Below are 13,019 nucleotides of genomic sequence, written 5' to 3' on the forward strand. Positions count from 1 at the left end.
CCCGCCTCAAACCCCCCCCCCCCGGGGCGGCCCGGCTTTTTGTTAAAACCCCCCCGCCCGGCCGGGGGGGCCCCCAAACGGGGGGGCCCCCCCCCCCGGGGGGTCGGGCCCACCGCCCTACCGAACGCCGACGACAGGCGTGCCGTACCGCTAACCGCGGGCCGTCAGTTGTCGTCCTCGTCGATCAGGAACCCACGCATCGGCGAGGGAGCCTGGCCCATCGGACCGGGACCCTGCGGCCGCACCGGCGCCATCGGCTGCGTCATGGCCGGCGACATCTGCGGCTGCCCGTTGCCCGGACCACCGCCGAAGGCGGAGGACGGACCCGGACCACCGTTCATCGGACCGCCGCCGAACGCGGACCCGGCACCGGCCGGAGCCATCGACGGGGCCGGCGGCGGGGGCGGCAGCGACGGGGCGCCCGTCGGAGCCGGCGTCCGCGGCGGGGCCAGCGTGTCGTCCGCCTGGGACTCCAGCTGACGCAGCTGCGACTCCAGGTAGGACTTCAGCCGCGTGCGGTACTCGCGCTCGAAGCCGCGCAGGTCCTCGACCTTGCGCTCCAGCGTGGCGCGGGCGGACTCCAGGGAGCCCATCGCGACGCGGTGCTTCTCCTGCGCGTCCCGCTCCAGCGCGTCGGCCTTGGCACGGGCGTCACGCTCGAGACCCTCGGCGCGGCTGCGGGCCTCGCCGACGATCTTGTTGGCCTCGGAACGGGCCTCGGCGATCGCCTGGTCGGCGGTCTGCTGGGCCAGCGACAGGACGCGCGCGGCGCTGTCGCCACCGGGACCCTGGCCGGGGCCGCCCATCGGGCCGCCGGGACCGCCCATGGGGCCGCCCATCGGACCGGGGCCGTGCATCGGCTGGCCCATGGGACCGGGGCCACCCTGGCCCATCGGACCCGGACCACCCTGGCCCATCGGGCCGGGACCCTGCGGACCGTGGCCGCCGGGACCCTGAGGGCCGCCGTGGCCCTGGGGACCGCCGTGACCCTGAGGGCCGCCGCCCGGGCCGGCGGGAAGCTGCGGGGCACCGCTCGGCAGCTGCGGCGGGCCACCCATGGGGCCGCCGTGCTGCTGCGGGGGTCCTGATATCCCGGCGGGCACAGGTCCACCGGGACCGCGCATGCCCTGACCCTGGTCCTGGGGGCCGCCGGGGCCCTGCGGGCCGCCGGGCCCTTCGGGACCCTTGCGCATGCCCTGCTGGTTCTGCGCGGCGGCACGGGTCGCCGCGGCCAGCTTGGCGCGCAGGTCCTCGTTCTCCCGGAGCAGTCGGGTCAGTTCGGCTTCGACCTCATCGAGGAAGGCATCGACCTCGTCTTCGTCGTAGCCTTCCCTGAGGCGGACGGTCGTGAACTGCTTGTTCCGCACGTCCTCGGGGCTCAACGGCATCTCTTCACCTCAACGTAGTCGTCGGCTTTCGGCAGGAACGTCATTCACATCGCGCTCACAGCCGGCTCACGACGGAGATCAGGATGTAGACGATGATCATCAGCACGAAGAAGGACAGATCGAGCGCCACGCCCCCGAGACGCAACGGCGGGATGAACCGCCGCAGAAGCTTGAGCGGTGGATCGGTGACAGTGTAGGTGGCCTCCAATACGACCACCATCGCCCTTCCGGGCTGCCACGAGCGGGCGAACTGGAACACGTAGTCCATGACCAGCCGGAAGATCAGCACAAGGAGGAAGCACATCAGCGCGATGTAGACCACGTCCCAGAACACGCTCATGATTTGCTGCTTCCCTCTCCCCTGTGTCCTGCGTCACCCGATATGTCTCAGCTCTGGTTGAAGAACCCGCCCTCTGCGATGCGGGCCTTGTCCTCCGCCGTGACATCGACGTTAGCAGGAGACAGGAGGAACACCTTCTGCGTCACCCGCTCGATGCTGCCGTGAAGACCAAACACCAAACCGGCCGCAAAGTCGACAAGTCGCTTCGCGTCTGTGTCATCCATCTCAGTCAGATTCATGATCACCGGCGTGCCCTCACGGAAGTGTTCCCCGATGGTACGGGCTTCGTTGTAGGTCCGCGGGTGAAGAGTGGTGATCCGGTAGGGCTCCCGCTCCGACACGACCTTGGGCATGACCACCGGCGCGCTCTTCTCCAGACTCTGACGTTCCTGTGTGATGGACGCCACGGGGGCGATCCGCGCGGGTCGGCTGGTTTCCGCCGCGGGGGCGACGGTCACCGGAGCCGGTTCGCGCGGTGCCGGGGGCTGCACCACTCGCACCGATTCTTCCCTTTGGGGCTGGTGCGAACCATGGGACGAGTGTGAACTGTGCGACGTGTGTACTGATTCGTGTCGGTGACGGTCACGCTCCGGCTCGGGATCGAGCTCCGGTTCGAAGTCGTCGTCGGGGTCGAAACCCCGGCCGTCGTACCCATCGTCCTCCACGAGGCCGAGGTAGACCGCCATCTTGCGCATCGCGCCGGCCATGCTCTGAGTCCTCCGCTCTGTGGTGGATCGGCTGACGACTGCCACGTCCCCGCGATCCACGAGGTCGTTCTGCCCGCCATTCGGCGGTAAAGACCATATTTTCTGTTGTGGTCCGACTCTTGGCGACGTTACCCGAGCCCGGGACGGACTCCGAGCACCGCGCTGCCGACGCGTACGTGTGTCGCCCCGGCCGCCACAGCCTCTTCGAGGTCCGCACTCATCCCGGCCGACACCATGGTTGCAGTCGGATGGGCTCGGCGCAGGGCAGTCGACAAATCCATCAGTCTGTCGAACGCGGCCCGTTGACGCCCCGCGTACGGACCGCTGAGCGGGGCGACGGTCATCAGTCCGCCGAGGCGGAGACCCTCCGACGAGGCGATCAGCGCGGCCAGTTCCTCGACCCCGCCGGGCGCCACGCCGCCGCGTTCCCCGCGCTCCTTCTCCTCGGCGTCCAGCGCGACCTGGATCAGGCAGCCGATCTCCCGGCCTCGGCGCACCGCCTCCTTGGAGAGGGCGGTGACCAGCCGGGCGCGGTCGACGGACTGCACCATGTCGGCATAACCGGCCACAGAACGGACCTTGTTGGTCTGCAACTGACCGACGAAGTGCCAGGAAAGGGGCAGATCGGCGCAGTCCGCCGCCTTCGGAGCGGCGTCCTGGTCCCGGTTCTCGGCCACCTGCCGCACCCCGAGCTCCGCCAGGATCCGCACGTCGCTCGCCGGATACGTCTTGGTGACCACGATCAGGGTCACCTCGTCGTGTGCCCGCCCCGCGGCGTCGCACGCCGCGGCGATCCGGTCCCGGACCCGGGCCAGGTTCGCCGCGAGTTCCTCGCCGCGCTCTTTCGTTCCGCTCTCCGTCATGCCTCTTCAGTCCAGCCAGACGTACCCGGCGAGCCGGCCGGTGGTCCGGTCGCGACGGTACGAGAAATGATCACGCGACTCCATGGTGCACACCGGCGACCGCCCGGCGTCACGCACCCCCAGCCTCGCCAGCTGCGCGTGCACCCCGGCGGCCACGTCGACCGCGGGCGTGCCCCAGGAGGTCTCGGCGTGGGCGGCCGGTTCGACGGCGGCGACCTCCTCGCGCATCCGCTCCGGCACCTCGTAGCACCGCCCGCACACCGACGGCCCGGTCCGGGCCACGATCCGGGAGGGGTCGGCGCCCAGCTTCGTCATCGCCTCGACCGCCGCCGGGACGACGCCGGCCACCATGCCCGGCCGCCCGGCGTGCGCCGCGGCGACGACGCCGGCCACCGGGTCGGCGAGCAGGACGGGGACGCAGTCCGCGGTGAGGACCGCCGGAGCCAGGCCCGGGCGGGCGGTGACCAGGGCGTCCACCGACGGGATGTCCGCGCCGTCGCCCCAGGGCCCGTCGACCTCGGCCACGTCGGCGCCGTGGACCTGGTTCATCCAGACCACCCGGCCCGGGTCCAGGCCCAGGGAGCGGGCGGCCCGGCCGCGGTTGGCCAGGACGGCGGCGGGGTCGTCGCCGACCGCGCCGCCGAGGTTGAGCTCCTCATACGGAGCGGCGCTCACCCCGCCCCACCTGTCGGTGAAGGCGAAGTGCGCGCCGCTGACGCTCTCGCGCTGATCTATCACTTCGGGAGTGTCACTTCAGGAAGTCCGGGACGTCGAGCTCCTCGGCCATGCTGTCCGGGTAGCTGCGGGACTGCGGGAGCGGGGGGACGACCGGCGTCACCGGGGTGGCGGCCGGACGCTGCTCGGCCACCGGCTCGGGGGCCGGGGCGGCCGGAGCCGGGGGCTCCTCCTTGGGGGTCACGCTGCCGAGCGACCCGAAGGACGGGCGCGCCGGCTCGGCGGGCCGCGACGGGGCGGCCGGCTCCTCGCGCTTGGCGGAGGCCGAGCCGAGGACGTTCTCCCGCTTGGCGGGCGGCTGGCCGCCGTCGAACCCGGCGGCGATCACGGTGACCCGGACCTCGTCGCCGAGCGCGTCGTCGATGACCGCGCCGAAGATGATGTTGGCCTCGGGGTGGGCCGCCTCGCTGACCAGCTGGGCCGCCTCGTTGATCTCGAACAGACCGAGGTCGGAACCGCCGGAGATGGAGAGCAGGACGCCGCGGGCGCCGTCGATGGACGCCTCGAGCAGCGGCGAGGAGATGGCCATCTCGGCGGCGGCCACCGCGCGGTCGTCGCCGCGGGCGGAGCCGATGCCCATCAGGGCGGAGCCCGCCTCGGACATCACGGACTTGACGTCGGCGAAGTCGAGGTTGATGAGACCCGGGGTGGTGATCAGGTCGGTGATGCCCTGGACGCCGGAGAGCAGGACCTGGTCGGCCGACTTGAAGGCGTCGAGGACCGAGACCTGGCGGTCCGAGATGGACAGCAGCCGGTCGTTGGGGATGACGATGAGGGTGTCCACCTCGTTGCGGAGTTCGGCGATGCCGTCCTCCGCCTGGTTGGCGCGGCGGCGCCCCTCGAAGGTGAACGGGCGGGTGACCACGCCGATGGTCAGCGCGCCCAGCGAACGGGCGATGTTGGCCACGACGGGCGCGCCGCCGGTGCCGGTGCCGCCGCCCTCGCCGGCGGTCACGAAGACCATGTCGGCCCCCTTGAGGACCTCCTCGATCTCCTCACGGTGGTCCTCGGCGGCCTTGCGGCCGACCGCCGGGTTGGCGCCGGCGCCGAGTCCGCGGGTGAGTTCGCGGCCGACGTCGAGCTTGACGTCGGCGTCGCTCATCAACAGCGCCTGAGCGTCGGTGTTGATGGCGATGAACTCGACGCCCTTGAGACCGACCTCGATCATCCGGTTGATGGCATTGACACCACCGCCGCCGACACCGATGACTTTGATGACTGCGAGGTAGTTCTGCGGTGCTGCCACGTCGAAGGCCTCTCGCCTCGAGTTACGTGCCGGACGCCTCGCGGGTTCCCCGCGGTGCGCCGGCTGATGCCGAATGGGACGGTCCGAACGCCGACCCGAACCCTAACGGTGAAGTTTAGGGTTACCAGTGTGTCTGTTCCCTGGACTATTCCGAACAGGACACTAGGTCGACAAGTGGCGCACGTTCAACGAACACGCCGAACCTCCCGCTTTTCTTTTCACCCTATGTGATCAAGCGCGTGACTGCCCAGTCCGGGTGCTGGCCTGCGCTGATGTGCGTCAACTCGCTGATGACGCAGGGGCGGAGGGGACACTGACGTCGAAGTGCCGGGCCCCTGGGGTTGCCTTCATCAGGGCCCGCAGGGTACGGGCCTTCGCCGCGCCGTCCTCCGGGCTGCCCCAGCGGACGGTGCGTCCGTCCTTCAGTTCCAGCGAGAAGGCGTCGAAGGTACGGACCTTGACCGTCCTGGTGGAGCGGGCCACCGGGTCCGGGATGTCGCGGGCGACCCGGACCGCCTCGCGCACCAGCCGGTCGCGGCCGAACCGGCGCAGCGTCGAGGTGGCGGACCGCGCGGAGGCCGGGTCCAGTTCGAGCAGCGGCACGGAGCCGGGGGCCTTGGGCAGGGTGGCGAACCGGACGCCGGTGGCGTCGACCTCGGTGAAGCCGTCGCGCTCCGCGAGGAGCAGCACGGCGGTGCGCTCGGTGACCCGCAGGGTGACGCCGTGCGGCCAGTCCCGTTCCGCCTCCACCGACTTCACCCGGGGCAGCGCCCCGCGCACCCGCGCCTCGACCGCCTCGGTGTCCACCGAGGCCAGCGGCAGCCCGTCGGGGACGGCGGCCGCGCGGCGCACCTCGTCCTCCCCGAGCACGCGGGTGCCGGCGACGCCCACCTCGCCGACCCGCAGCCACGCGGAGCCGTACAGCAGCCAGACGATGCCGGCGGCCAGCACCGCCGCCACCGCGCCGGCGACCACCAGGGTGCGCCGGCTCGGCGGGGCGGGGAGGCGGCCGCGCCAGGAGGGGCCGCCGGGCCCGGCCTTCTCGGCCGGGCCCGGGCGGCGGTCACCGCGTTCGGCCTCCGTCGTCGCTGCGGCCACGCTCCCTGCCCTCCGTCGTGCTGCGTCGTGCGTACTGCCGGGTCCGCTCCCCGCCCCCACCGCCTGCGGGCGGTCAGGCGCGACGGGCCTCGGCGATGGCCTCGTAGACCATGCCGACGAGGAGCTCGTCGGCGTCCCGGCGGCCGAACTCCGCGGCGGCGCGGGACATCTGGTAGAGCTGGTGCGGGTCGGTGAGCACGGGCATGACGTTCTGCAGGACCCAGTCCTCCGTCAGCTCCGCGTCGTCGACCAGCATGCCGCCGCCCGCCTTGACCAGCGGCTGGGCGTTGAGCCGCTGTTCGCCGTTGCCGATGGGCAGCGGGACGTAGGCGGCCGGCAGGCCCACGGCGGAGAGCTCGGCGACGGTCATCGCGCCGGCGCGGCAGAGCATCATGTCCGCCGCCGCGTAGGCGAGATCCATCCGGTCCAGGTAGCTCACCGGGATGTACGGGGGCATCCCCGGCATCTGGTGGACCTGGGGCAGTTCGTTCTTCGGGCCGACCGCGTGCAGGATCTGGACGCCGGACTGCTGCAGGCGCGGGGCGATCCGCTGGACCACCTCGTTGAGCCGGCGGGCGCCCTGGGAGCCGCCGGTCACCAGCAGGGTGGGCAGGTTGGGGTCGAGCCCGAACGCGGCGCGCGCCTCGGCGCGCACGGCGGCGCGGTCGAGGGTGGCGATGGAGCGGCGCAGCGGGATGCCGATGTAGCGGGCCCCGCGCAGCTTGCTGTCCGGGGTCGCGACCGCGACGCGGGAGGCGTACCGGGAGCCGATCTTGTTGGCCAGACCCGGGCGGGCGTTGGCCTCGTGGATGACGATCGGCACGCCCAGGCGCTTGGCGGCCAGGTAGCCGGGCAGGGCGACGTAGCCGCCGAAGCCGACCACGGCGTCCGCCTTGGTGCGCTCCAGGATCTCCTCGGCGGCCCGGATGGTGCCGCGCAGCCGGCCGGGGACGGTGATCAGCTCAGGGGTGGGCTTGCGCGGCAGCGGGACCGCCGGGATCAGCGCCAGCTCGTAGCCGCGTTCGGGCACCAGGCGCGTCTCCAGACCGCGTTCCGTGCCCAGGGCCGTGATGCCCACGGTCGGGTCCTGCCTGCGCAGGGCGTCCGCGAGGGCGAGCGCGGGCTCGATGTGGCCCGCGGTTCCTCCGCCGGCGAGTACGACATGCACCGAAATTCACCGCTCTCCGGACGGACGCGCCGTAGCGCGCCGTCGCATCGTGTTCCATCGACGGGGTTCCCGGACCGGCCGGTTCTTCCCCGCCCGCTTTTTACCAAAGCGGGGTTGGCGCATCGCAAGCGCCGCCCGCGCGGCGGGCTCGTCACGCGCGAACGCGATCAGCAGCCCGACGGCGAACATGGTCGGCAGCAGGGCGGATCCGCCGTAGGAGAACAGCGGGAGCGGGACGCCGGCGATCGGCAGCAGGCCGAGCACCGCACCGATGTTGATCATGGCCTGGGCCGTGATCCAGGTGGTCACGCCTCCCGCGGCATACCGTACGAAGGGGTCCTCCGTGCGTCCGGCCACGCGGATGCCCGCATAGCCTAGAGCGGCGAAGAGGGCGAGCACCGACAGCGTCCCCGCCAGACCCAGTTCCTCGCCGGTGACGGCGAAGATGAAGTCCGTGTGCGCTTCCGGGAGTTGTCCCCATTTTTCCACACTCGCGCCCAGGCCCGAGCCGAACAGGCCGCCGTTGGCGAGCGCGTAGAGGCCGTGCAGTGCCTGCCAGCACCGGTCGTCGGGACCGGGGTCGGTGGCGCCGAGGCACGCGAGGCGGGCCATCCGGTTGTCGCTGCTGGTGATGAAGTAGACGCCGATGGCGCCGGCCACGGACAGGACCCCGGCGAACAGCCGGGTGGGGGCTCCGGCCAGCCACAGCAGGCCGAAGAGGACCGCGGTGAGGATGATGGCGGTTCCCATGTCCCCGCCGATCATGATCAGGGCGAGCAGCAGGAACGCCACCGGCACCAGCGGGACCAGCAGGTGCTTCCACTGGGTCAGCAGCCGCTTGTCCTGCTTGCGGGCCAGCAGGTCGGCTCCCCACAGGACCAGGGCGAGCTTGCCGAGCTCGCTCGGCTGGATCTGGAAACTGCCGCCCAGCGAGATCCAGTTCTGGTTGCCGTTGACCGCCACGCCTATCCCGGGGATCTGCACCAGGACCATCAGGAAGACGGAGCAGGCGAGGATCGGGTAGGCGAGCGCCCGGAGCAGCTTGGCCGGCATCCGGGAGGCCACCAGCAGGAGCACGCCGCCGATGACGGCGGCGAGCAGCTGCTTGCGGAAGAAGTGGGTGCCGGGCAGCGAGTAGCGCAGGGCGGTGATCTGCGAGGCCGAGTAGACCATCACCAGGCCGAGCACGGTGATCAGCGAACTGCCGCCCATGATGAGGTAGTAGGCGGTCAGCGGCCGGTCCCAGGCCTTGCGGGCGCGGGTGACCGTGCGGCGCACCGGGTTCTCCCGCACCGGCTCGGCGGGCCTGGCCGCCGCGGGCGCCGGCACGCGGGCACCGCGGCAGCCCGGGCTCGCGGGTCGCTTCGTCCCGTTGCGTTCCATGGCACCCCTTCCGATCGGCGACCGATCCAACCACGCCTTCCCCGGCGCCCGTGTCCGACCCGCCGTACCCGGCGGGCCCGGCGGTCGCCCGCCGGGCACGGTCCGGCGCGGCGGACGGCGAAGGGCGGCCGGGGAGTCCCCGCGACCGCCCTCCGGGTCAGGCCAGTTCGCCGACGGCCCTCTCGAACGCCTCGCCCCGGGCGTTGTAGTTGACGAACATGTCCATGGAGGCGCAGGCGGGCGCCAGGAGCACCGTGTCGCCCTCCTGGGCGAGTGCGCGGGCCTCGGCCACCGCGGCGGCCATCGCGCCCTCGTCGGTGCGGTCGAGCTCGACCACCGGCACCTCGGGCACGTGGCGCTCCAGCGCCTCGCGGATCAGCGCGCGGTCGGCGCCGATCAGCACCACCGCCCGCAGCCGGCCGGCGGCCCGGGTGACCAGTTCGTCGAAGGTGGCGCCCTTGGCGAGTCCGCCGGCGATCCACACCACGGACTCGTAGGAGGCCAGGGAGGCCTCCGCCGCGTGGGTGTTGGTGGCCTTGGAGTCGTCGACGTAGGCGACGCCGTCCACGTCGGCGACGTGGGCGATGCGGTGGGCGTCGGGCCGGAAGGCCCGCAGCCCGTCGCGGACCGCCCCGGCCGGGACGCCGAAGGCGCGGGCCAGCGCGGCCGCGGCCAGCGCGTTGGCGATGTTGTGCGGCACCGACGGCCTCACGTCGGAGACCTCGGCGAGTTCCTGGGCGTTCTTCTGCCGGTTCTCGACGAAGGCCCGGTCGACCAGGATGCCGTCGACGACGCCGACCTGGGAGGGACCGGGGGTGCCGAGGGTGAAGCCGATGGCGCGGCAGCCCTCCTCGACGTCGGCCTCGCGGACCAGGTCCTCGGTGGCCTTGTCGGCCACGTTGTAGACGCAGGCGACCTGGTTGCCCTCGTAGACGCGGCCCTTGTCGGCGGCGTACGCCTCCATGGAGCCGTGCCAGTCGAGGTGGTCGGGCGCCAGGTTGAGGACCGTGGCGGAGTGGGCGCGCAGCGAGGGCGCCCAGTGCAGCTGGTAGCTGGAGAGCTCCACGGCGAGCACGTCGTACTCGGTGTCGCCGAGGACGGCGTCCAGCAGGGAGACCCCGATGTTACCGACGGCGGCGGTGCGCAGTCCGGCGGCCTCCAGGATGGAGGCGAGCATCCGGGTGGTGGTGGTCTTGCCGTTGGTGCCCGTGACGCAGAGCCAGGGGGCGGGGGTGCGGCCGTCGAGGTCTCGCAGGCGCCAGGCGAGCTCGACGTCGCCCCAGACCGGCACGCCGGCCTCGCGGGCGGCGGCGAACAGCGGCTTGTCGGGCCGCCAGCCGGGCGCGGTGACGATCAGCTCGGCGCCGTCCGGCAGAGTGTCGCCGTCGCCGAGGCGGACGGTGACGCCCAGCTCGGCGAGCTCGGCCGCCTGGGCGCGGGCGCGCTCGTCGTCGCCGTCGTTGACGACGGTGACGTGCGCGCCCAGACCCGCGAGGACCTTGGCCGCCGGGACGCCGGAGACTCCGAGCCCGGCGACCGTGACGTTCTTCCCCCGAAGATCCCCTCCCTGCCGCGGGCCCCGCCACTCCTGGCCGTGGGTCACTTGTTCGCCGCCCATCCCGCGTAGAAGACGCCCAGTCCGACGATGACGCACATGCCCTGGATGATCCAGAAGCGGACCACGACCAGGACCTCGGACCAGCCCTTGAGTTCGAAGTGGTGCTGCAGCGGTGCCATCCGGAAGACCCGCTTGCCGGTCATCTTGAAGGAGCCGACCTGGATGACCACCGACATGGTGATGAGGACGAACAGACCGCCCAGCAGCGCGAGCAGCAGCTCGGTGCGGGAGCAGATCGCGAGGCCGGCCAGCGCGCCGCCGAGGGCCAGCGAGCCGGTGTCGCCCATGAAGATCTTCGCCGGGGAGGTGTTCCACCACAGGAAGCCGAAGCAGGAGCCCATCAGGGCCGCGGCGACCACCGCGAGGTCCAGTGGGTCCCGTACCTCGAAGCAGGCCCCCGGGTTGGTGAGCGTGCCGGCGTTGGCGCAGGACTCCTGGAACTGCCAGATGCCGATGAAGGTGTAGGCGCCGAAGACCATCACCGAGGCGCCGGTGGCGAGGCCGTCGAGGCCGTCGGTGAGGTTCACGCCGTTCGACATGGCGAGGATCATGAACAGCGCCCAGACCACGAACAGCACCGGGCCGATCGACCAGCCGAAGTCCTCGACGAAGGAGATCCGGGTGGAGGCCGGGGTGTTGCCCCGGATGTCCGCGAACTGCAGCGAGAGCACCGCGAAGGCGACGCCCACGATGAGCTGTCCGGCCATCTTCGCCTTGGCCCGCAGGCCGAGCGAACGCCGCTTGACGATCTTGATGTAGTCGTCGAGGAAGCCGACCAGGCCCATGCCGGCCATCAGGCCGAGGACCAGCAGACCGGAGAGCGTGAGCTCGTTGCCGGTGATCAGCTTGGCCGCGAAGTACGCGATGATCGTCGCCAGGATGAAGGCGATGCCACCCATGGTCGGCGTGCCGCGCTTGCTGTGGTGCTCGCGCGGGCCGTCGTCGCGGATGTACTGGCCGTAGCCCTTCTTGGCCAGCAGCTTGATCAGCAGCGGGGTGCCGATCAGAGTCAGGAAGAGGCCGATGACTCCCGCGAACAGGATCTGATTCATCATCGGGCGGCGACCTCACCCTCGAGCAGCGCCTCGGCGACCTTCTCGAGCCCCACCGACCGGGAAGCCTTCACCAGGACGACGTCCCCCGGTCGCAGCTCGCTGCGCAACAGGTCGATCGCCGCCTCTGCGTCGGACACGTGCACCGACTCCTCACCCCACGAACCCTCGTTGTATGCGCCCAGTTGCAGCCAGCGGGCCTCCTGGCCACCGACCGCGACGAGCTTGCCGACATTGAGCCGGACGGCGAGCCGTCCGACGGCGTCGTGCTCGGCGAGAGCCTCGTCCCCGAGCTCGGCCATCTGGCCGAGCACCGCCCACGTACGGCCCCCCTTGGCCCGTGCGGTCTCACCCATGGCGACGAGCGCGCGCAGGGCTGCTCGCATGGACTCGGGGTTCGCGTTGTAGGCGTCGTTGACGACGGTCACGCCGTCCGGGCGCTCGGTGACCTCCATCCGCCAGCGGGAGAGGGAGCCCGCCTCGGAGAGCGCGAGGGCGATCTCTTCCGCGGACATGCCCAGCTCATGGGCGACGGCGGCCGCGGCGAGCGCGTTCGACACGTGGTGCTCACCGTACAGGCGCATTGTCACATCGCTGCACCCGGAGGGTGTGTGGAGGCGGAACGCGGGGCGTCCGGTGTCCGTGAGTCGGACGTTCTCGGCACGGACGTCCGCTTCGTCCGACTCGCCGAAGAAGACCGTCTTCGCCGTGGTACGGGAGGCCATGGCCTTGACGTACGGATCGTCCATGTTCAGCACGGCGATGCCGCCGTCCTCGGCGGACGGCAGCGCCTCGACCATCTCGCCCTTGGCCTGGGCGATCTGCTCGCGGCCGCCGAACTCGCCGATGTGGGCGCTGCCCACGTTCAGCACGACGCCGATCCGCGGCGGGGTGAGGCCGCAGAGGTAGCGGATGTGGCCGATGCCGCGGGCGCCCATCTCCAGCACCAGGAAACGGGTGTCCTCGGTGGCGCTGAGCGCGGTGAGCGGGAGTCCGATCTCGTTGTTGAGCGAGCCCGGCGTCCACACCGTGGGCGCCTTGCGGCCGAGCACCTGGGCGATGAGGTCCTTGGTGCTGGTCTTCCCGGCGGATCCGGTGAGGGCGACGAGGGTCGCGCCGAGCCGGGTCACGACATGGCGGGCGAGCGCTCCGAGGGCCGTCTGGACGTCGTCCACGACGATCGCGGGCACGCCGACGGGGCGGGACGCCAGGACGGCGACCGCACCCGCCTGGACGACCTGCGCCGCGAAGTCGTGGCCGTCGACGCGTTCGCCCGTGAAGGCGGCGAAGAGGCTTCCTGGCGTCGCGTCACGGGAGTCGCGGACGACCGGTCCGGTGACCTGGACGGACGGATCCGGTATGTCGTGCGTCTGCCCGCCGACGGCTTCTGCGATCTCGGCGAGGGAGAGGGCGATCACTGG

At 71.8% G+C, this 13,019-nt stretch carries 12 protein-coding genes; all 12 read right to left on the reverse strand.

Features of this window, described 5'->3' with window-relative positions:
- Positions 1-164: 164 nt before the first annotated feature.
- Entirely contained in the window at positions 165-1,388 is a 1,224-nt protein-coding gene (locus tag ACFRAV_RS19690; RefSeq protein ID WP_382557294.1) for a DivIVA domain-containing protein, read from the reverse strand.
- Between the two features lie 55 nt (positions 1,389-1,443).
- A complete protein-coding gene (locus tag ACFRAV_RS19695) occupies positions 1,444-1,728 on the reverse strand; it encodes a YggT family protein (protein WP_108953862.1) in 285 nt (94 codons plus the stop codon).
- 47 nt (positions 1,729-1,775) lie between these two features.
- Positions 1,776-2,435, reverse strand: coding sequence for a cell division protein SepF (locus tag ACFRAV_RS19700; protein ID WP_108953861.1), 660 nt, complete (start codon positions 2,433-2,435; stop codon positions 1,776-1,778).
- 128 nt (positions 2,436-2,563) lie between these two features.
- Complete coding sequence (locus tag ACFRAV_RS19705; protein ID WP_382557297.1) at positions 2,564-3,298, reverse strand: YggS family pyridoxal phosphate-dependent enzyme; 735 nt, start codon at positions 3,296-3,298, stop codon at positions 2,564-2,566.
- A 6-nt stretch (positions 3,299-3,304) separates the two neighbouring features.
- Positions 3,305-4,036: a peptidoglycan editing factor PgeF gene (gene pgeF, locus ACFRAV_RS19710; protein ID WP_382557300.1), complete on the reverse strand. Its 732-nt coding sequence runs from the start codon at positions 4,034-4,036 to the stop codon at positions 3,305-3,307.
- 10 nt (positions 4,037-4,046) lie between these two features.
- The gene (ftsZ, locus tag ACFRAV_RS19715; RefSeq protein WP_382557302.1) at positions 4,047-5,279 is read right to left on the reverse strand and encodes a cell division protein FtsZ; all 1,233 of its coding nucleotides are present in this window, start codon (positions 5,277-5,279) and stop codon (positions 4,047-4,049) included.
- Between the two features lie 279 nt (positions 5,280-5,558).
- Positions 5,559-6,377 carry a cell division protein FtsQ/DivIB gene (locus ACFRAV_RS19720; protein WP_382557305.1) on the reverse strand — a complete coding sequence of 273 codons (819 nt, stop codon included), beginning with the start codon at positions 6,375-6,377 and terminating at the stop codon, positions 5,559-5,561.
- A 73-nt stretch (positions 6,378-6,450) separates the two neighbouring features.
- Entirely contained in the window at positions 6,451-7,545 is a 1,095-nt protein-coding gene (murG, locus tag ACFRAV_RS19725) for an undecaprenyldiphospho-muramoylpentapeptide beta-N-acetylglucosaminyltransferase (protein WP_382557308.1), read from the reverse strand.
- Positions 7,546-7,551: 6 nt separating this feature from the next.
- The gene (gene ftsW, locus ACFRAV_RS19730; protein ID WP_382557311.1) at positions 7,552-8,928 is read right to left on the reverse strand and encodes a putative lipid II flippase FtsW; all 1,377 of its coding nucleotides are present in this window, start codon (positions 8,926-8,928) and stop codon (positions 7,552-7,554) included.
- A gap of 157 nt (positions 8,929-9,085) precedes the next feature.
- Positions 9,086-10,546, reverse strand: coding sequence for a UDP-N-acetylmuramoyl-L-alanine--D-glutamate ligase (murD, locus tag ACFRAV_RS19735; protein WP_382557313.1), 1,461 nt, complete (start codon positions 10,544-10,546; stop codon positions 9,086-9,088).
- A complete protein-coding gene (gene mraY, locus ACFRAV_RS19740) occupies positions 10,528-11,598 on the reverse strand; it encodes a phospho-N-acetylmuramoyl-pentapeptide-transferase (RefSeq protein ID WP_351114462.1) in 1,071 nt (356 codons plus the stop codon). Before mraY ends, murD begins: the two co-directional genes overlap by 19 nt.
- On the reverse strand, positions 11,598-13,016 hold the full coding sequence (gene murF, locus ACFRAV_RS19745; protein WP_382557315.1) for a UDP-N-acetylmuramoyl-tripeptide--D-alanyl-D-alanine ligase: 1,419 nt from the start codon (positions 13,014-13,016) through the stop codon (positions 11,598-11,600). The genes mraY and murF overlap by 1 nt, the downstream gene beginning before the upstream one ends.
- Positions 13,017-13,019 lie beyond the last annotated feature (3 nt).

Origin of the sequence: Streptomyces sp. NPDC056600 (assembly GCF_042792855.1) — a bacterium.
Taxonomy (GTDB): Bacteria; Actinomycetota; Actinomycetes; order Streptomycetales; family Streptomycetaceae; genus Streptomyces.